The sequence below is a fragment of the Mesorhizobium sp. ESP6-5 genome, from assembly GCF_020164695.1.
GTDB classification, from domain to species: domain Bacteria; phylum Pseudomonadota; class Alphaproteobacteria; order Rhizobiales; family Rhizobiaceae; genus Mesorhizobium; species Mesorhizobium australicum.
Genome location: NZ_JAIUGR010000008.1, coordinates 102,976 through 121,482, shown reverse-complemented (window position 1 = coordinate 121,482; position 18,507 = coordinate 102,976). Strand labels below are relative to the sequence as shown.

19 protein-coding genes are annotated in these 18,507 nt (G+C 61.8%); 17 read left to right on the top strand and 2 right to left on the bottom strand.

Features of this window, described 5'->3' with window-relative positions; translation table 11 throughout:
* Positions 1–223: 223 nt before the first annotated feature.
* A complete protein-coding gene (gene gyrA, locus LB524_RS15120; protein ID WP_224527805.1) occupies positions 224–3,022 on the top strand; it encodes a DNA gyrase subunit A in 2,799 nt (932 codons plus the stop codon).
* A 64-nt stretch (positions 3,023–3,086) separates the two neighbouring features.
* On the opposite strand, the gene LB524_RS15115 is transcribed toward gyrA, so the two are convergent.
* Complete coding sequence (locus tag LB524_RS15115) at positions 3,087–3,239, bottom strand: hypothetical protein (protein WP_015317717.1); 153 nt, start codon at positions 3,237–3,239, stop codon at positions 3,087–3,089.
* A 194-nt stretch (positions 3,240–3,433) separates the two neighbouring features.
* Here LB524_RS15115 and coaD point away from each other — a divergent pair, with 194 nt between their 5' ends.
* From coaD to tgt, 7 genes are all read left to right on the top strand, one after another.
* Complete coding sequence (gene coaD, locus LB524_RS15110; protein ID WP_015317718.1) at positions 3,434–3,934, top strand: pantetheine-phosphate adenylyltransferase; 501 nt, start codon at positions 3,434–3,436, stop codon at positions 3,932–3,934.
* Positions 3,935–4,042: 108 nt separating this feature from the next.
* On the top strand, positions 4,043–4,537 hold the full coding sequence (locus LB524_RS15105) for a peptidylprolyl isomerase (protein WP_411908818.1): 495 nt from the start codon (positions 4,043–4,045) through the stop codon (positions 4,535–4,537).
* Positions 4,538–4,564: 27 nt separating this feature from the next.
* Entirely contained in the window at positions 4,565–5,077 is a 513-nt protein-coding gene (locus LB524_RS15100; RefSeq protein ID WP_015317720.1) for a peptidylprolyl isomerase, read from the top strand.
* Positions 5,078–5,089: 12 nt separating this feature from the next.
* A complete protein-coding gene (locus tag LB524_RS15095; protein ID WP_224527802.1) occupies positions 5,090–5,539 on the top strand; it encodes a DMT family transporter in 450 nt (149 codons plus the stop codon).
* 6 nt (positions 5,540–5,545) lie between these two features.
* The gene (queA, locus tag LB524_RS15090; RefSeq protein ID WP_140873767.1) at positions 5,546–6,631 is read left to right on the top strand and encodes a tRNA preQ1(34) S-adenosylmethionine ribosyltransferase-isomerase QueA; all 1,086 of its coding nucleotides are present in this window, start codon (positions 5,546–5,548) and stop codon (positions 6,629–6,631) included.
* Positions 6,621–6,890: a hypothetical protein gene (locus LB524_RS15085; RefSeq protein ID WP_140616328.1), complete on the top strand. Its 270-nt coding sequence runs from the start codon at positions 6,621–6,623 to the stop codon at positions 6,888–6,890. Before queA ends, LB524_RS15085 begins: the two co-directional genes overlap by 11 nt.
* Positions 6,883–8,013 carry a tRNA guanosine(34) transglycosylase Tgt gene (gene tgt / locus LB524_RS15080; RefSeq protein WP_224527800.1) on the top strand — a complete coding sequence of 377 codons (1,131 nt, stop codon included), beginning with the start codon at positions 6,883–6,885 and terminating at the stop codon, positions 8,011–8,013. Before LB524_RS15085 ends, tgt begins: the two co-directional genes overlap by 8 nt.
* Before the next feature lie 6 nt (positions 8,014–8,019).
* Here the strand turns inward: tgt and LB524_RS15075 are convergent, their stop codons facing one another.
* Positions 8,020–8,439, bottom strand: coding sequence for a DUF4864 domain-containing protein (locus LB524_RS15075; RefSeq protein WP_015317725.1), 420 nt, complete (start codon positions 8,437–8,439; stop codon positions 8,020–8,022).
* Positions 8,440–8,758: 319 nt separating this feature from the next.
* Between LB524_RS15075 and LB524_RS15070 the strand changes: the two genes are divergently transcribed.
* The 9 genes from LB524_RS15070 to LB524_RS15030 all read left to right on the top strand — a co-directional run bounded on the left by LB524_RS15070 (position 8,759) and on the right by LB524_RS15030 (position 18,500).
* The gene (locus tag LB524_RS15070; RefSeq protein WP_010909609.1) at positions 8,759–8,995 is read left to right on the top strand and encodes an Lrp/AsnC family transcriptional regulator; all 237 of its coding nucleotides are present in this window, start codon (positions 8,759–8,761) and stop codon (positions 8,993–8,995) included.
* Positions 8,996–9,166: 171 nt separating this feature from the next.
* Entirely contained in the window at positions 9,167–10,579 is a 1,413-nt protein-coding gene (locus LB524_RS15065; RefSeq protein WP_181171261.1) for a circularly permuted type 2 ATP-grasp protein, read from the top strand.
* A gap of 161 nt (positions 10,580–10,740) precedes the next feature.
* The gene (locus LB524_RS15060; protein ID WP_015317727.1) at positions 10,741–11,682 is read left to right on the top strand and encodes an alpha-E domain-containing protein; all 942 of its coding nucleotides are present in this window, start codon (positions 10,741–10,743) and stop codon (positions 11,680–11,682) included.
* A 64-nt stretch (positions 11,683–11,746) separates the two neighbouring features.
* Complete coding sequence (locus LB524_RS15055; protein ID WP_015317728.1) at positions 11,747–12,538, top strand: transglutaminase domain-containing protein; 792 nt, start codon at positions 11,747–11,749, stop codon at positions 12,536–12,538.
* Positions 12,539–12,569: 31 nt separating this feature from the next.
* Positions 12,570–13,301 (top strand): peptidase, encoded by a 732-nt coding sequence (locus tag LB524_RS15050; RefSeq protein ID WP_015317729.1) that lies wholly within the window; start codon positions 12,570–12,572, stop codon positions 13,299–13,301.
* 115 nt (positions 13,302–13,416) lie between these two features.
* Positions 13,417–14,829, top strand: coding sequence for a pyridoxal phosphate-dependent decarboxylase family protein (locus tag LB524_RS15045; RefSeq protein ID WP_224527798.1), 1,413 nt, complete (start codon positions 13,417–13,419; stop codon positions 14,827–14,829).
* A gap of 127 nt (positions 14,830–14,956) precedes the next feature.
* Positions 14,957–15,724, top strand: a complete 768-nt coding sequence (locus tag LB524_RS15040; RefSeq protein WP_015317731.1) for a DeoR/GlpR family DNA-binding transcription regulator — start codon at positions 14,957–14,959, stop codon at positions 15,722–15,724.
* Between the two features lie 126 nt (positions 15,725–15,850).
* Positions 15,851–17,377, top strand: coding sequence for a glycerol-3-phosphate dehydrogenase (glpD, locus tag LB524_RS15035; protein WP_015317732.1), 1,527 nt, complete (start codon positions 15,851–15,853; stop codon positions 17,375–17,377).
* A gap of 43 nt (positions 17,378–17,420) precedes the next feature.
* The gene (locus tag LB524_RS15030) at positions 17,421–18,500 is read left to right on the top strand and encodes an ABC transporter ATP-binding protein (protein ID WP_140726882.1); all 1,080 of its coding nucleotides are present in this window, start codon (positions 17,421–17,423) and stop codon (positions 18,498–18,500) included.
* Positions 18,501–18,507 lie beyond the last annotated feature (7 nt).

Sequence of the window (18,507 nt, the reverse complement as noted above, 5' to 3'; positions counted from 1 at the left end):
AGCTCCAATTGATCGCGCTCGGGGCGTTCGTCTGGGGAAAACGGTCCATTGCCGGCTTTTGCCTTGCTGGCGGCGAAAGGGTCGTGGCCATATCGTCGCAATCAGTGGTATCCACTTGAAATTACCGCTAAAATTGACACTGGAAAAGTGCCCCGGACATTGGAGTTTCGGCCTCGCTTCCTATATAAGCAGTGAGTGATTCCTGATTAGATTGTGATCCGATTTGACCGACCAGAAGACACCGCGCGGCACAGACGGCGGCCCCAGCGGCATCGAGCCGATATCCATCATCGAGGAGATGCAGCGCTCCTATCTCGATTACGCCATGAGCGTGATCGTCAGCCGTGCGCTGCCCGATGTGCGCGACGGCCTGAAGCCGGTGCACCGTCGCATCCTCTATGCCGCCCATGAGAGCGGCTACCACTGGAACCGCAAATATGTGAAATCGGCGCGCCCCGTCGCCGACGTGATGGGTAAATACCATCCGCATGGCGACGCCTCGATCTATGACGCCTTGGTGCGCATGGCGCAGGACTGGTCGCTGCGCGTGCCGCTGATCGACGGGCAGGGCAATTTCGGTTCGATCGACGGCGATCCGCCGGCGGCGATGCGCTACACCGAATCGCGCCTGACCAAGGTCGCGCACGAGCTGTTGGAGGACATCGACAAGGATACCGTCGATTTCCAGGACACTTATGATGCTTCGGACACCGAGCCGAAGGTTCTGCCGGCGCGCTTTCCCAATCTGCTGGTCAACGGTTCGGGCGGCATTGCCGTCGGCATGGCCACCAACATTCCGCCGCACAATCTCGGTGAAGTCTGCAACGCCGCTATTGCCGTCATCGACAATCCGGCGATCGACCTGCCGGCGCTGATGGAGATCATTCCAGGCCCCGATTTCCCGACCGGCGGCATCGTGCTTGGCCGCTCCGGCATCTACAGCGCCTATTCCACCGGCCGCGGCTCCATCGTCATGCGCGGCAAGGTCAACATAGAGCAGCGCGGCAATGACCGCGAATCGATCATCATCACCGAGGTTCCCTATCAGGTGAACAAGGCCTCGATGATCGAGAAGATGGCCGAACTGGTGCGCGACAAGCGCGTCGAGGGCATTTCCGATATCCGCGACGAAAGCGACCGCCAGGGTTATCGCGTCGTCATCGAGCTCAAGCGTGACGCCGTTGCCGACGTCGTCCTCAACCAGCTCTACCGGTTCACGCCGCTGCAGACCTCTTTCGGCGCCAATATGGTGGCTCTGAACGGCGGCAAGCCGGAACTGCTGAACCTGACCGACATGCTGAAGGCGTTCGTCACCTTCCGCGAGGAGGTGATCAGCCGGCGGACGAAGTTCCTGCTGCGCAAGGCGCGGGACCGCGCCCATGTGCTGGTTGGCCTGGCCATCGCCGTCGCCAACATCGACGAGGTCATCAAGCTGATCCGTACCGCGCCGGACCCGCAGACGGCGCGCGAGCAGTTGATGGAGCGGCGCTGGCCCTCGGGTGACGTTGAATCGTTGATCCTCCTGATCGACGATCCGCGCCATCGTATCAACGAGGACGGCACCTACAATCTGTCCGAGGAACAGGCGCGCGCTATCCTCGAACTGCGCCTGCAGCGCCTGACCGCGCTTGGCCGCGACGAAATCGCCGATGAGTTGAATACGATCGGCGACGAGATCAAGGACTACCTCGACATTCTGTCGTCGCGCGCGCGCATCCAGCAGATCGTCAAGGACGAGCTCGCCGCCGTGCGCGACGAATTCGGCACGCCACGCCGCACCGAGCTCACCGATGGCGGCGCGGACATGGAAGACGAGGATCTGATCCAGCGCGAGGACATGGTCGTGACGGTGAGCCATTCCGGCTACATCAAGCGCGTGCCGCTGTCGCTCTATCGGGCGCAGCGCCGCGGCGGCAAGGGCCGCTCCGGCATGTCGACCAAGGAAGAGGATTTCGTCACCCGGCTGTTCGTGGCCAACACCCACACGCCGGTGCTGTTCTTCTCCTCGCGCGGCATCGTCTACAAGGAAAAGGTCTGGCGGCTGCCGATCGGCAACCCGCAGTCACGCGGCAAGGCGCTGATCAACATGCTGCCGCTGGAGCAGGGCGAGCGCATCACCACCATCATGCCGCTGCCCGAGGACGAGACGAGCTGGGGCGATCTCGACGTGATGTTCGCCACGACGCGCGGCACCGTGCGCCGCAACAAATTGTCCGACTTCGTCCAGGTCAATCGCAACGGCAAGATCGCCATGAAGCTGGAGGAGGAGGGCGACGAAATTCTCGGCGTCGAGACCTGCACCGACAATGACGACGTGCTTCTGACGGCGAATTCGGGCCAGTGCATTCGCTTCTCCGTCGGCGACGTGCGCGTCTTCCAGAGCCGCAATTCCGTCGGCGTTCGCGGCATAACCATGGCTGAAACCGACCGCATCATCTCCATGTCGGTGATCGAGCATGTCAATGCTTCACCGGCGGAACGCGCCGCTTACCTCAAGCGGGCGGCGTCGGAGCGGCGGCTTGCCGCCGAGACAGCCGGAGAGGAAGAAGAGATCGCGCTCACCAATGAGGAGATCGGCGAGGAGACCGAGCTTCCAGACGACCGCTACGAATTCCTCAAGGCGCATGAGCAGTACGTGCTGACGGTGACTGAATATGGATACGGCAAGCGCTCGTCGTCCTACGATTTCCGCCTGACCGGCCGCGGCGGCAAGGGCATCCGTGCCACCGACGTGTCCAAGGCAGCCGAAATCGGCCAGCTGGTGGCAACCTTCCCGGTCGGCAATGACGATCAGATCATGCTGGTGTCGGATGGCGGCACCGTCATCCGGGTACCCGTCAACGGCATCCGTTTCGCTAGCCGCGCCACCAAGGGCGTGACCATCTTCAACACGGCTGAAGGTGAGAAGGTGGTTTCGGTCGAGCGGATTTCGGAGCCGCAATCGGACGAGGAAGTGGAAGAGGCCGTCGAGGGTGGCGCGGGGCCGGATTCGAATGACAGCGGTCCGGACAACGCCGAATAGTTCCTGGTACGTTTGACATAGCAACGCCGGCCTGTCGGCCGGCGCGGCAGCGTTGCGGACTGTCTTAGTAGTGGCGATACGGCTTGCGCAGGCCAAAGCCTTCGAAGCGCTTGGTGGTGGCCTTGACGCGGATGCGCTGTGCTTCCTGATGCAGCCCGAATACTGTGGCGATCAGCATGGCGACGGTCATTGCGGTGGCGAGCATGTAGATCAGCATGTGCGTGTTCTCCTGCGCCTTACAACGGAGATATGGGACTTTGGTTTCATCTTATTAAGGGTGCAGCCTAGTGAACGCTGCGTGAAGGCTTCGTGATCAGCGTGTTCATCTGTCGTTCATGTGCCGGAAAAGGTTCATGGGCCGCCTGCCAATCGGATTTGCCTTTGTGATAGAGGCTCGCTAGAAGCTCCGACATGACCGAACGCATCGCCCTTTATGCCGGCTCCTTCGACCCGCTGACCAACGGCCATCTCGATGTGCTGAAAGCTTCGCTGGCCGTTGCCGACATTGTTTATGCCGCGATCGGCATTCATCCGGGCAAGAAGCCGCTGTTTTCGTTCGAGGATCGGGTGCAGTTGATCGAAGCCGCCGCGAAGGCCGAATTCGGCCGCGACGGCGCCCGCATCAAGGTGGTTGCCTTCGATGGGCTGGTGATCGATGCGGCCAGGAGAGAAGGCGCCTCGATCATGATCCGCGGTCTGCGCGACGGCACCGACCTCGACTACGAAATGCAGATGGCCGGCATGAACGAAACCATGGCGCCTGAATTGCAGACGGTTTTCCTGCCCGCCAGCCCGTCGGTGCGCACCATTACCGCCACACTTGTGCGCCAGATAGCCTCAATGGGCGGCGACATCCGCCCCTTCGTGCCGGCGGCCGTGGCCGGCGCGCTCACCGCAAAATTCGCGAAATAAGCTCGGAGAACCCTCATGCAGCTCAAAAGGCTCGCCTCATTCCTTGTTGTGCTCGCCGGTCTCGTGACCGCATCGGTCTCGGCCTATGCCGCAGATCCGGAAAACACGATGATCATCACGCTGAAAGATGGCGACGTGACCATCGCGCTGCGCCCCGATCTGGCGCCCAAGCATGTCGCGCAGATCAAGAAGCTGGTGCGTGACCATGCCTACGACAATGTCGCATTCCACCGTGTCATCGACGGCTTCATGGCGCAGACCGGCGACGTCAAGTTCGGCAACATGAATAAGGGTTTCAATGCCCAGGCCGTCGGCACCGGCGGCTCCGACCTGCCCGACCTGCCTGCCGAGTTCTCGCAGGCCGAGCATTACAAGCGCGGCGTGGTCGGCATGGCCCGTTCGCAGGATCCGAACTCCGCCAATTCGCAGTTCTTCATCATGTTCGCACCGGCGCCGCCGCTCGATGGCCAGTATACGATCGTCGGCAATGTCGTCAGCGGCATGGACCTGGTGGACAAGATCAAGAAGGGCGACGAGGCGGACAATGGCACGGTCACCGATCCCGACCGGATGATCAAAGTGCGCATCGCCGCCGACAAATAGTTTCATTTTTACAAAAGGATATCTGACATGGCTGAGATCAAGGACCGCGAGAACGCGCTCATCATGGAAACGACCAAGGGCAAGGTCGTCATCGAACTGTTTCCCGATTTGGCTCCTGGCCATGTCGCCCGCATCAAGGAATTGGCGCGTGAAGGCGCCTATGACGGCGTCGTCTTCCACCGCGTCATCGAAGGCTTCATGGCCCAGACCGGCGACGTGAAATTCGGCAATTCCAGCAAGCCCAGCTTCGCGCCGTCTCGCGCCGGCATGGGCGGCTCGGAAAAGCCTGACCTGAAGGCCGAGTTCTCCAACGCGAACCACGGCCGCGGCACCTGCTCGATGGCTCGTTCGCAGAACCCGAACTCGGCCAATTCGCAGTTCTTCATCTGCTTCGACGACGCCGCGTTCCTCAACCGCCAGTACACGGTCTGGGGCCAGGTCATCGAGGGCATGGACAACGTCGACAAGATCAAGCGCGGCGAGCCGGTGCAGGATCCCGACAAGATCGTGTCCCTAAAGGTCGCGGCCGACGTCAAGTAAGGACAAACGACAATGATGGGCGTCGTCTGGTCGCTTCTCGGCATCCTGTCCGGCGCCTTCATTGCCATCCAGGCGCCGATCAATTCGCAGCTTGCGCGCGGCTTGGGTGTCCCGGTCGCGGCGGCCGCGTTTTCGTTCCTGTCGGGCGCGGTCGTGCTTGGCATCATCTCCGTCACGGTGGTGAAGCTGCAGGGCATCTCGCTTGACTGGAAGGCGCCCGCGCCCTGGTTGTTTGTCGCCGGCGGCATGCTTGGCGGCTTCTATGTCACGCTTTCGACGATCCTGACGCCGCGCATCGGCGCGGCCGCGCTGATGGCGTTCCTGGTGGCCGGCCAGCTGCTTGCGGGTATGCTCATCGACCGCGTCGGCTTCCTTGGGGTCGCCGTGCGTGAAATCTCGCTCGGCCGCGTCGCCGGCGCGGTGCTTCTGCTGGCCGGAGCGCTGCTCGTTCGGCTGTTTTGAGTCCCGATGCGCGTCGACCTCTTTGACTTCGACCTGCCGGAGGAGCGCATCGCGCTTCGCCCGGCAGAACCGCGCGACAGCGCCAAAATGCTGGTGGTCAAGCCAGGCAAGGGGCTGGTGGACAGGACGGTTGGCGATCTGCCATCGTTGCTCCGTGCTGGCGACGTGCTGGTTTTCAACGACACCAAGGTCATTCCGGCGCAGTTGAAAGGCATCAGGCGGCGCGGCGAAGCACAGTCGCAGGTCGAGGCCACGCTGCACATGCGCATGGCGCCGGACCGCTGGCTGGCCTTCATGCGGCCGGGCAAGCGCATTGCCGCCGGCGACCGCATCCATTTCGGCCATGACGGCAATTCCTGTTTCCTCGGCCAGCTCGACGCCACCGTGATCGAAAAAGGCGAGGGCGGCGAAGCGCTGCTCGGCTTTGATCTATCCGGTCCTTTCCTCGACGAAGCGCTGCACGCGGTCGGCCACATTCCACTACCGCCCTACATCGCCTCGAAGCGCGATGACGACGAGCGCGATCGTGCCGACTACCAGACCATCTATGCCCGGGAAGAAGGCGCGGTAGCGGCGCCCACCGCGGGCCTGCACTTCACGCCGGCGCTTTTCGCGGCGCTGGACGCCAAAGGGGTCGAACGCCGCTTCGTCACCTTGCATGTGGGCGCCGGTACGTTCCTGCCGGTCAAGGCGGACGATACCGCGGACCATAAGATGCATGCCGAGATCGGCTCGGTCAGCCAGGCGACCGCCGATGCGCTCAATGCGGCGAAGGCGAGGGGCGGGCGCGTCATTGCCGTCGGTACGACCTCGCTGCGCCTGCTCGAGAGTGCGGCGCGTGAGGACGGCACGCTGGCGCCATGGTCCGGACCGACCGACATCTTCATCACGCCCGGCTACCGCTTTCGCACGGCCGACATGCTGATGACCAACTTCCATCTGCCGCGCTCGACGCTGTTCATGCTGGTCTCGGCTTTCAGTGGCCTCGACACGATGCGTGCCGCCTATGCGCATGCCATCGAGAGCGGTTACAGGTTCTATTCCTATGGAGACGCCAGTCTTCTGTTCAGGGAGGAGAACGATGGACGATGATCTGCAAACCTTCGACCGCGACAGGCTGATCGCGGAAGTGAAAAGGCTGCGCGCCGGCATTCGCGCGCACCGCGATACATCAGGTCATGACCTCTGCTGGCATCACCCCGATCTGTGGGACCTGCTGCCGGAAAGGACCGAGCCGTCAATCGCGGTGCCGCCCTGGCCAAAATTCATGCGCGGCTGCATCCAATACCGTCAGTCGCTCGACGAGCAGGCGCCGGATGCGCCGGTATTCGACAAGGAGTTCAATGGCTGAGAATTTCACCTTCAGGGTGTTGGCGACCGATGGCAAGGCGCGGCGCGGCCTGATCGACATGCCGCGCGGCGAAATCCGCACGCCGGCCTTCATGCCGGTCGGCACCGGTGGCACGGTCAAAGCCATGTACATGGACCAGGTGCGCGGCGTTGGTGCCGACATCATCCTGGGCAACACCTATCACCTGATGCTGCGGCCCGGGGCCGAGCGCGTGGCGCGGCTCGGCGGTCTGCACGAATTCGCCCGCTGGCCGCACCCGATCCTGACCGACAGCGGCGGTTTTCAGGTGATGTCGCTGTCGAAGCTGAGGAAGCTGACGGAAAAGGGCGTCACCTTCCGCTCTCACATCGATGGTGCGGCCTACGAGATGTCGCCGGAGCGCTCGATCGAAATTCAAGGTCTGCTCGATTCCGACATCCAGATGCAACTCGACGAATGCACCGCGTTGCCGGCCGAGATCAAGGAGATCGAGCGCGCCATGGAACTGTCGCTGCGCTGGGCGGAGCGCTGCAAGACGGCGTTCGGCGACCAGCCGGGCAAAGCGATGTTCGGCATCGTGCAGGGTGGTGACAACGCGGCGCTCAGGATGCGCTCGGCACAGGCGCTGAGCGCGATGGAGCTCAAGGGCTATGCTGTCGGCGGCTTGGCCGTCGGCGAGCCGCAGGCGGTGATGCTCGATATGCTCGACATCACCTGTCCCGAACTGCCAGATAACAAGCCACGCTATCTGATGGGCGTGGGAACCCCGGACGATATCCTGAAATCGGTTGCCCGCGGCATCGACATGTTCGATTGCGTGATGCCGACGCGCGCCGGCCGGCACGGGCTGGCCTATACTAGGCGCGGCAAGGTCAACCTGCGCAACGCCCGCCATGCCGACGATGCGCGCCCGCTCGATGAAGAGAGCGACTGCCCGGCAGCCAGGGATTATTCGCGTGCCTATCTGCACCATCTGGTGCGCTCGCAGGAGGCGCTCGGCGCGATGCTGCTGACCTGGAACAATCTTTCGTATTACCAAAAGCTTATGCAGGATATCCGCGCCGCGATCGAGACCGGCGGCTTCGAGGCACGCGGGGCCGAGATATCAGAGGGTTGGGCGAGGGGCGATATCCCGGCGCTGTAGACCCGTTCAGGTGCTGAGCGAGTTCGACGCCCGCAGGCTGCAGCCGGTGATCTGGAATGTGCCGTCAGGCTGCTGCTGCAGCGTGTAGACCGCCTCGTAGTCCTTGCCGTCGGGGCCGACGATCAGCACTTGCTGGACGATCGAACCGGGACCAGTCTGCTCGACCTTGCCGAAAGCATAGGACTGGGGTTTGCGCACAGGCGGGTAGCCGTTGGTCACCATATTCATGAAGGCATCGACGGTCGGGAATATCTGCTTCACGTTTGGGGCGGCAAAGCTGTACGCCTTGGCGCCGTCATCGGCGATGAGGGCCTTCAACTGACTGTCGATGACGGCCTGACCAGCCTTGATCTCGGCATCTCCGGCAGACGCCTGGAAAGCCAGCATGAGCGAAACGAACGCGAATGCGAAAAAGCCGCGGCGCATGGCTTGTCTCCACCGTCCTCGAACCGCCTCCAGAAGTTCCAGGAGACATCCTAACATACGTGCCAGGGCGCCTCACGGTTTCAGCGGCCGCCAATATTCGTCGCGCCTCGGTGCAGAAGCCATGCACGAACGATATTGCAGGGCATGCCCGCGCTGGTGATCGGCGGCAGGCTCTGCAAGCACGGCATGCCGGTTGCGGGGCCGCGCGAGGCGGTGGCCGGGACCCCGCGCCGGCTAAGCGCGCATTCCAGTGCTTGAAAGGCTGCCTCCAGTCTGCCAGAAGGGCCGCTTGGACCTGGAAGTTTAGCGGGACGAAGCCATGAAGGCCTTTTTCGTGCAGATCAAATGCGAGCTGGGCAAATCCTATGAGGTTGCCAGCGCGCTTGCCGACGCCGAGATCGCCTCGGAAATCTACTCCACCGCCGGCAACTACGATCTGCTCGCCAAATTCTATGTCGACGACGAAGAAGACGTCGGCCATTTCGTCAACGAGAAGGTGCAGATTCTTCCCGGCATCAAGGACACGTTCACCGTCGTCACCTTCCGCGCCTTCTAACAGTGCGAGTCAGTTGCCCCGGCACGAGGCAAAGGCTGATCAAGCTCGTATTTGGGCTGCCTTAATTTTGGGCAGCCGCAACATACTGATCGTCCGCTTCCCCCAAATCACCGATTGCGCTTGATTTTCTCCCGCGACGCCAGTGAAATGGCTTCACAGGGGAGTATGCGATTGGCAGCGTTCGATGAAATGCTTCCGGAAGTCTCCGGATTGAGAAGACCGTATTCGGCTTACGATCGCTGGCTGAAGGAGCAGGATCCAGCCAGGCTTACCGAGAAGATGCAGGACGCCGAACGCGTCTTTCGCAAGACGGGCATTACCTTCGCCGTCTACGGCGAACAGGAAGCCTCCGAACGGCTGATCCCGTTCGACATCGTCCCTCGCATCATTTCAGGCAATGAGTGGCGGCGCCTGACGCAAGGCATCGAGCAGCGCGTCCAGGCGCTGAACGCCTTCCTCGACGACATCTACCATCGCCAAGAAATCCTGCGCGCCGGCCGCGTCCCAAGGGATCTCATCGCCAGGAATGAGGCCTTCCTGCCGGAGATGATCGGCGTGCGGCCGCCGGCCGGCGTCTATACCCACATTATCGGCGTCGACATCGTTCGCATCAGCGAGGACGAGTTCTACGTTCTGGAAGACAATGCGCGCACGCCGTCCGGTGTCTCCTACATGCTGGAGAACCGCGAAACGATGATGCAGCTGTTCCCCGAGCTGTTCCAGAAGATCAAGGTGCGGCCAGTGGAGAACTACCCGCAGCTGCTGCGCCAGTCGCTGGCGGCCGTGCGGCCGCAGAACACCGAGGGTGCCCCGACCATCGCGGTGCTCACGCCGGGCAGTTTCAATTCCGCCTATTTCGAACACGCTTTCCTTGCCGACCAGATGGGTGTGCAGCTTGTGGAGGGCCAGGATCTGCGCGTCGTCGACGGCCATGTCGCGATGCGCACCACCGAAGGCTACAAGCAGATCGACGTGCTTTACCGCCGCGTCGATGATTCCTTCCTCGATCCGCTGACCTTCAGGCCGGATTCAGCGCTTGGCATACCCGGCATCATGGATGTCTATCGCGCCGGCAATATCACCATCGCCAATGCGCCTGGCACGGGTATCGCCGACGACAAGGCGATCTATTCCTATATGCCCGAGATTGTCGAATTCTACACCGGCCGCAAGGCGATCCTCGGCAACATCCCGACCTGGCGCTGTTCGGAACCGGACAGCCTGAAATACGTGCTCGAGCACATCCACGAACTGGTCATCAAGGAAGTGCATGGTTCCGGCGGCTACGGCATGCTGGTCGGACCGGCGGCGACCAAGAAGGAATGTCAGGATTTCGCCAAGAAGCTGCAGGCCAAACCGTCTAATTACATCGCCCAGCCGACGCTCGCGCTCTCGACCTGTCCGATCCTGACTGAAAAGGGGCTGGCGCCGCGCCATGTCGATCTCAGGCCCTACGTACTGGTCTCGGATCGCATCCAGATCGTGCCCGGCGGGCTGACGCGGGTCGCGCTGAAGGAAGGCTCACTGGTGGTGAACTCCTCCCAGGGCGGCGGGACGAAAGATACCTGGGTGCTGGATGATTGAGCTGAGCGAGTAGGGATTAGCGATTAGTAAGTAGTGAGTAGTGAGTAGTGAGTAGTGAGTAGTCAGCTATAGAGGGAAAGCGCATGTCATATCTCATATGGATTCAACTATTTACTACTGACTACTCACTAATCCCTACTCACTAGCCCAAGGGCCTTCCCATGCTTCTCGGCCGCACCGCCAACGGGCTCTACTGGATGAACCGCTATATTGAGCGGGCGGAAAACATGGCGCGGCTGGTCGACGCCGGGCTGCGCATGGCGCTCACCCGCACCCAGAGCGCGTCGGAGGAGTGGAATTCGGTGCTGCTCAGCGCCGGCTCCGACATCACCTTCAAGCAGAAATACCCGGACTATACCGCGGCCAATGTCTCCGATTTTCTCTTGCGCGACACGTCGAACCCATCGAGCACGATGTCGTCGATCGAGACCGCCCGCAACAATGCGCGCATGGTGCGCACCGCGCTGACGCGCGAGACGTGGGAGAGCATCAACGAAGCCTGGATGGCGCTGAAACGGATGCTGGCGAGGCCGATAGACGAGCGCGACCTGCCCAACGTGCTCGACGCGATCAAGCGCGAGACAGCGCTGATCCGCGGCTCGTTTTACGGCACCATGCTGCGCAACGAGATCTTCGATTTCTCGCAGCTCGGCACCTATGTCGAGCGCGCCGACAACACCGCGCGCATCCTCGACGTGAAATACTACGTGCTGTTGCCGTCGATCTCCTGGGTCGGCTCGACGCTCGACAACTATCAGTGGGAATCGATCCTGCGCTCGGTGTCGGCGCATCGCTCGTATCGCTGGGTTTATGATGCCGACTATAAGCCGACCAACATCGCCGACTACCTGATCCTCAACGTCCGCATGCCGCGATCGCTGACCTTCTGCTATCGCTTCCTGGCAGAGCATCTGAAGTTCCTGGGCGACGACTATGGCGAGCGCCATGCCTGCCATGCGACGGCGCAAAACACGCAGACAATGCTGCAAGCAGGATCGATCAAGGACATATTCGATGCCGGGCTGCACGAGTTCCTGGCCGGGTTCATTCGCGACAACACAAGGCTCGGCGACGAGATCGCGCAGGACTACAGGTTTTATTGAGCATGATGCCGGGAAGTGGATATCGGTTTTCGCTAGAGATCATGCACGCGAACGGAAGATGGCCATGCGGCTGAAAATCACGCACCGGACCGAATACCGCTACGACGCACCGGTGCAGTATTTGCTCCAGAGGCTGCGGCTGCTTCCCGTGAGCGGGCCGACTCAGACCGTGCTGTCCTGGGCGCTGAAGGTCGAGGGTGCGCGCGAGGAAGTGCGATTTACCGACCATTACGGCAACGACAACAGGCTGTTGAGCGTCGAGGGTGACCACGACTTCATTACAGTCGAAGCGTTGGGCGAGGTGGTGACGCGCGATACATCGGGTGTTTGCGGGCCTCATCAAGGCTTCGCGCCACTCTGGTTGTTCGCGCAGGAGACCGCTTTGACCACCATAGGCGGCGGCATCCGTGATCTTACCGAGGCGGTCGGCAAGGGCACCGACCTTGACAGGCTGCACCGGCTGATGGCCGCCATTGGTGAGCGCGTCGCCTACACGCCGGGGACAACCAATGCGACGACCTCGGCCGAGGAAGCTTTGGTACTGAAAACCGGAGTCTGCCAGGACCATAGCCACATCTTTGCCGCCGCAGCGCGCGCCATGGGATTTCCGGCCCGCTATGTCAGCGGCTATCTGATGATGGATGCGGTGGAGCAGGCTGCAAGCCACGCCTGGGCCGAAGCGCATGTCGCGGGGCTCGGCTGGGTTGCCTTCGACCCCGCGAACGGTATTTCTCCCGACGAACGCTATGTGAAGGTGGCAACCGGCCGCGACTACCGTGACGCTTCGCCTGTGTCGGGAATTCGACTGGGACAGGCGGAAGAACTGCTTGCGGTCACCGTCACGGTAGAGCAGTAATCCCCCAGGGATTACCGCCTTAAGAGATTCCATGACCTATTGCGTCGGCCTCAAGATCGATCGCGGGCTCGTGTTCATGTCGGACACGCGTACCAACGCCGGTATGGATTCGATCTCGACCTTCAAGAAGATGCATGTCTGGGAACAGCCGGGCGAGCGCGTCATCGTGCTGATGTCGGCCGGCAACCTGGCGACGACACAGGCCGTGGTCAGCCTGCTCGACGAGCGCACCAAGGCGGTGACCGACCGCCATGAGAAGCTGCTCGAGACGCCATCCATGTACCAGACGGTGCGGCTGCTCGGCGACACGGTGAAGGAAGTGATCGCGCAATCGTCGCCCGCCGGCGAGAAGGCCGATTCCTATTTCAATGCTTCCTTCATCCTGGGCGGGCAGATCAAGGGCAGCCCGCCACGCCTGTTCATGATCTACCCCGAAGGCAATTTCATCGAGTCGACCGATGACACGCCGTTCTTCCAGATCGGAGAGACCAAGTACGGCAAGCCGATCATCATTCGCGCCTACGAAAAGACGATGAGCCTGGCCGAGACGGTGAAACTGCTTCTGGTGTCGTTCGATTCGACGCTGAAGTCGAACCTGTCGGTCGGCCTGCCGCTCGACCTGCTTTTCCTGGAGCAGGACGCCTTTCAGGTCGGCCTCAAAAAGCGGATCGGCCAGGACGACCAGTATTACCGCACGATCTCCGATGGATGGTCGAATGCTCTGAAGACGGCCTTCGCCAGCCTGCCGGATTTTCCTGGCTAGTCCGCATATCTCGCAGTCCGCCGGCGGCTTCAAATATTTCACATGGTGACTAATATCCGATCTTGAGGAGCCGGCGGCTACCACCGGCAGCCAATGATCGTGTCGGGAGGACAAGATGAACAATGATGATTTCCGGCAATGGTCGCAACGCGCCGCCGATTGGGGCGCCGACTATCGCAATAATTTGCGTGAGCGGCCGGTGCGGCCGCTGATCGAGCCGGGCGACATTTTCAGGAGCATCGAGGCGTCGCCGCCCGAAGACGCGGAGTCGATGGACAGGATTTTCGCCGATTTCCAAGAGAAGATCGTGCCGGGGATGACGCATTGGCAGCACCCGCGCTTCTTCGCCTATTTCCCGGCCAACGCGGCGCCGGTCTCGGTGGTGGCTGAATATCTGGTGTCGGCGATGGCCGCGCAATGCATGCTCTGGCAGACCTCGCCGGCGGCGACCGAGCTTGAAATGCGGACCGTCGACTGGATGCGCCAGGCGCTCGGCCTGCCGGAAGGATTCTCCGGCGTTATCCAGGATTCGGCCTCGTCGGCGACACTCAACGCGGTGTTGACGATGCGCGAGCGGGCGCTGGACTGGCAAGGCAACAAAAAAGGATTGGCCGGGCAGGGCCGATTGCGCATCTATTCCTCCGATCAGGTGCACACTTCGATCGATCGGGCGATCTGGGTGTCAGGCATAGGCGAGGACAATCTCATGCGCATTCCTGTCGCCGGCCGTTTTCGCGCCATGGACGCAGCCGCACTCGACGCGGCAATCGTCGCCGACCGCGCGGCCGGCATGTTGCCCGCCGGCATCATCGCCAGCGTCGGCGGCACCAGCACCGGGGGCACGGACGATATTGCAGCAATTGCGGCGGTCGCCGGTCGGCATGGGCTCTACCTGCATGTCGATGCCGCCTGGGCCGGGTCGGCGATGATCTGCCCGGAGTACCGGCATTTCTGGGCCGGCGCCGAGCTGGCGGATTCCATCGTCTTCAACCCCCACAAATGGCTGGGCGCGCAATTCGACTGCTCGATGCAGTTCATTCGCCAGCCCGAGGACCTCGTTCGCACGCTGGCCATCAAGCCCGAATTCCTTAAGACACATGGCCGCGACGGCATCATCAACTATTCCGAATGGTCGGTGCCGCTTGGTCGGCGCTTCCGGGCGCTGAAGCTTTGGTTTCTGCTGCGCGCGCATGGACTGGAAAACCTGCGAACCATGATCCGCAACCATGTCGCCTGGAGCGAGGGCCTTGCCGCTCGGCTGGCAAGGGAGGTGGATTTCGAGATCGTCACCGAGCCGATGCTGTCGCTGTTTTCGTTCCGGCACAAGGCTGCCTCGGGCGCCGATGCCGACGAGCACAATCTGCGGCTCGTCAATGCGATCAACGACGATGGCCGCATCTACCTGACGCAAACGAAGGTCGATGGAAAGGTGGCGATCCGCTTCCAGGTCGGCCAGTTCGACGCGACGGCGGGAGACGTCGATGCCGCTTTCACCGCCATTACTGAAATTGCGCGTGCCACGGCCTGAAAAGGCTGGATGAAGGTGGCACCGAGGTTCACCCGTACAATCATCAGATTTCGTTAGCCGGCTTGCACCTTTTCATCGGTTTCGTTTTCTATTATAAGCAAAAAAAACGAAAACGGGAGCTTGCCTTATGTATCTGTCGCCGCGCCATGCCGAGATCATCCAGATGGCCAAGGACAACGGCCGCGTGCTGGTCGATGACCTAGCCACGCATTTCAACGTGACGCCACAGACCATACGCAAGGACCTCAACGATTTGTGCGACCAGCGGCTGCTTTCGCGTGTCCATGGCGGCGCCTTGTTCCCGTCCGGCATCGAGAACATGGAGTATGAAGCCAGGCGCAAGATCGCGGCCGACGAGAAGGAAGCGATAGGCCGCGCGGCGGCCAGGCTGATCCCCGACAACGCCTCGCTGTTCATCAACATCGGCACCACGACAGAGGCGGTCAGCAAGGCGCTACTCGATCACGACGGCCTGATGGTCATCACCAATAACATCAATGTTGCCAATAGGATGCGCATCTATCCCTCGATCGAGGTGGTGATTGCGGGCGGCGTGGTGCGCGGCTCCGACGGGGGTGTTGTCGGCGAGGCGGCGGTCGATTTCATCAGGCAGTTCAAGGTCGACTACGCTGTCATCGGCGCCTCGGCTATCGATCATGATGGCGCGCTGCTCGATTTTGATTTCCGCGAGGTGAAGGTGGCGCAAGCGATCATCGCCAACGCCAGGCACGTCATCCTGGTTTCCGACCAGACCAAGTTCGAACGCACGGCGCCTGTGCGTATCGGCCATCTGTCGCAGGTCAACACCTTCATCACCGATCGCTGCGACATCCCGTCCGTGCGCAAGATCTGCCAGGAGGCCGAGGTTCAGCTCATCGAGACGTCGCTTGGCTGACGCAATTCACGGTCTTCTCACAGGCGTGTGATATTTCGTTTGACATTCGTTATGAGTTCGAAATAATTCCGCCACGGTTTCGCAAAAGAGCAAAAATGGTGCAATGCGAAATCGTGGAGGAGCTAGGTGGACACATCTTCAGTCCGGGACATTTTCGTCATAGGTGGCGGCATCAACGGCTGCGGCATCGCCCGTGATGCCGTGGGACGCGGGTTCTCGGTCTTTCTCGCCGAAATGAACGATCTCGCCAGCGGAACCTCGTCCGGTTCGACCAAGCTGATCCATGGCGGGCTGCGCTATCTCGAATTCTATGAATTCCGCCTGGTGCGCGAGGCGCTGATGGAGCGCGAGGTTCTGTGGAAGAACGCTCCGCACATCATCTGGCCGATGCGCTTCGTGCTGCCCTATGCCAAGGGCCTGCGCCCGGCCTGGCTGATCCGGCTCGGCCTTTTCCTTTACGACCACATCGGCGGGCGCAAGTTGCTGCCGGCGACCAGAACGCTCGACATGGCAAGCGACCCGGCGGGCAAGCCTTTGAAGCCGCTGTTCAAAAAGGCTTTCGAATATTCGGATGGCTGGGTCAACGACGCGCGGCTGGTGGCGCTGAATGCACGTGACGCCGCTGACCGGGGCGCAACGATCCGGACTCGCACCAAAGTGGTTGGAGCGCGCCGCGAGGGCGGAATCTGGGCGATAAAGATCGAGGACCTGCAGACCGGCGAGACCGACGAGGTCAAGGCACGGTTGCTGGTCAATGCGGCGGGTCCTTGGGTCGACCACGTGCTGTCCGGCGTCGTCGGCCTCAACGACGTGCACAATGTCCGCCTCGTGCAGGGCAGCCACATCGTCATCGCCAAGAAGTTCGACGACCCGCGCGCCTATTTCTTCCAGAACAGGGATGGTCGCATCATCTTCGCCATCCCCTACGAGGACGAGTTCACGCTGATCGGCACCACCGACCAGGATTATCCCGGCGACCCACATGATGTGAAGATCAGCGACACCGAGATCGACTATCTCTGTGCCGCAGCGAGCGAGTATTTCGCGGTGCCCGTCAAGCGTTCCGACATCGTCTGGACCTATTCGGCCGTGCGTCCGCTCTACGATGACGGCGCCTCCAAGGCGCAGGAAGCGACACGTGACTATGTGCTGAAGGCGGATGGCGGCGACGGCGCCGCGCCGCTGGTCAACGCGTTTGGCGGCAAGATCACCACCTACCGCCGGCTGTCGGAATCGATGCTGGAGAAGATCGAAGGTTTTCTCGGCAAGCGCGGCAAGCCGTGGACATCAGATGCGCCGCTGCCGGGCGGCGATTTTCCGGCCACGGGTTTCGATGCGCAGGTGGCGAAGCTGAAAAGCGCCTATCCTTTCCTCGACCAGCGCTTGGCGCGCCGGCTGACGAGGCTCTATGGAACGCGTGTACAGGTGCTGCTCGGCTTGGCCAAGTCGATCGCCGATCTCGGCCGCAATTTCGGTGGCGATCTCCACGAAGCCGAGGTGCGCTATCTCGTCGAAAACGAATGGGCTGTCACGGCGGAAGACGTGCTGTGGCGGCGGACCAAGCGCGGCCTGCATCTTAACCGCGAGCAGGTCGCGGCACTCGATGAATTCATGCGCGGCATAAGCCGGCAGCACGTCGCGGCCGCCGAATGAAGAGGGGTTTTGAGCTGATGCGGAAAGCCTGGGAGGAGGCGTCATGCTGGAACTGAGGAACGTCACCAAGACGGTCGGTGCGGTCGAGCACATCCGCGACGTGTCGCTGACGCTTCAGCACGGCTCGCTCAACGTTTTGCTCGGGCCCACGCTTTCAGGCAAGACCAGCCTGATGCGGCTGATGGCCGGCCTCGATGTGCCGACCTCCGGCTCGGTCTGGTTCGACGGCCGGAATGTCACTGGCACGCCTGTGCAGAAGCGCAAGATCGCCATGGTCTACCAGCAGTTCATCAATTATCCGGCGATGACCGTCTATGACAATATCGCCTCACCCCTCAAGGTGGCCGGCGTCGAGCAGGGCAAGATCGACAGCCAGGTGCGCGAAGCGGCGGCACTCCTCAAACTGACCCCCTATCTCGACCGCACGCCGCTCAGTCTGTCGGGCGGGCAGCAGCAGCGCACCGCGCTGGCGCGCGCCATCGTCAAGAATGCCAGCCTTGTGCTGCTCGACGAACCCCTTGCAAATCTCGACTACAAATTGCGCGAGGAATTGCGAGCCGAACTGCCGAGGATATTCGCGGCCGCCGGTACCATCTTCGTCTATGCCACCACCGAGCCACATGAGGCCCTGCTGCTCGGCGGCAATACGGCAACGCTGTCGGAAGGCCGCATCACCCAGTTTGGGCCGACCATCGACGTGTTCCGCAAACCGGTCGACCTGGTGACGGCGAGGACCTTCGCCGATCCGCCGCTCAACACCATCGTGCTGGCCAAGAAGGGGGCGGATTTTCTGCTGGAGGGCGGCGTCAAGCTGCCGGTGCCCGCTGATCTCGTCGACATCGCCGATGCGAACTATACGGTCGGCTTCCAGCCGCACCATCTTTCGCTCGACCGGCCCAATGCCTCCGCGGTGCCGGTGCGGGCGAAAGTCACCATCACGGAAATCACCGGGTCCGAAAGCTTCATCCATCTCGACTTTGCCGATGTGCGCTGGGTGATGTTGACCCATGGCATCAGGGATTTCGAGACAGACGCGGTGGTCGAAGTGTTCATCGATCCACGTCACATCATGGTCTTCGACGAGCACGGCCGGGCCGTGACCGCGCCGAAGCTGGCGGCTTGAGGAGGAC

What these genes read in the sequence shown, in the direction of transcription:
- LB524_RS15115 (WP_015317717.1), bottom strand. Translation starts at nt 3,239, where the DNA reads ATGCTGATCTACATGCTCGCCACCGCAATGACCGTCGCCATGCTGATC.
- coaD (WP_015317718.1), top strand. Translation starts at nt 3,434, where the DNA reads ATGACCGAACGCATCGCCCTTTATGCCGGCTCCTTCGACCCGCTGACC.
- LB524_RS15105 (WP_411908818.1), top strand. Translation starts at nt 4,043, where the DNA reads ATGATCATCACGCTGAAAGATGGCGACGTGACCATCGCGCTGCGCCCC.
- LB524_RS15100 (WP_015317720.1), top strand. Translation starts at nt 4,565, where the DNA reads ATGGCTGAGATCAAGGACCGCGAGAACGCGCTCATCATGGAAACGACC.
- LB524_RS15095 (WP_224527802.1), top strand. Translation starts at nt 5,090, where the DNA reads ATGATGGGCGTCGTCTGGTCGCTTCTCGGCATCCTGTCCGGCGCCTTC.
- queA (WP_140873767.1), top strand. Translation starts at nt 5,546, where the DNA reads ATGCGCGTCGACCTCTTTGACTTCGACCTGCCGGAGGAGCGCATCGCG.
- LB524_RS15085 (WP_140616328.1), top strand. Translation starts at nt 6,621, where the DNA reads ATGGACGATGATCTGCAAACCTTCGACCGCGACAGGCTGATCGCGGAA.
- tgt (WP_224527800.1), top strand. Translation starts at nt 6,883, where the DNA reads ATGGCTGAGAATTTCACCTTCAGGGTGTTGGCGACCGATGGCAAGGCG.
- LB524_RS15075 (WP_015317725.1), bottom strand. Translation starts at nt 8,439, where the DNA reads ATGCGCCGCGGCTTTTTCGCATTCGCGTTCGTTTCGCTCATGCTGGCT.
- LB524_RS15070 (WP_010909609.1), top strand. Translation starts at nt 8,759, where the DNA reads ATGAAGGCCTTTTTCGTGCAGATCAAATGCGAGCTGGGCAAATCCTAT.
- LB524_RS15060 (WP_015317727.1), top strand. Translation starts at nt 10,741, where the DNA reads ATGCTTCTCGGCCGCACCGCCAACGGGCTCTACTGGATGAACCGCTAT.
- LB524_RS15055 (WP_015317728.1), top strand. Translation starts at nt 11,747, where the DNA reads ATGCGGCTGAAAATCACGCACCGGACCGAATACCGCTACGACGCACCG.
- LB524_RS15050 (WP_015317729.1), top strand. Translation starts at nt 12,570, where the DNA reads ATGACCTATTGCGTCGGCCTCAAGATCGATCGCGGGCTCGTGTTCATG.
- LB524_RS15045 (WP_224527798.1), top strand. Translation starts at nt 13,417, where the DNA reads ATGAACAATGATGATTTCCGGCAATGGTCGCAACGCGCCGCCGATTGG.
- LB524_RS15040 (WP_015317731.1), top strand. Translation starts at nt 14,957, where the DNA reads ATGTATCTGTCGCCGCGCCATGCCGAGATCATCCAGATGGCCAAGGAC.
- LB524_RS15030 (WP_140726882.1), top strand. Translation starts at nt 17,421, where the DNA reads ATGCTGGAACTGAGGAACGTCACCAAGACGGTCGGTGCGGTCGAGCAC.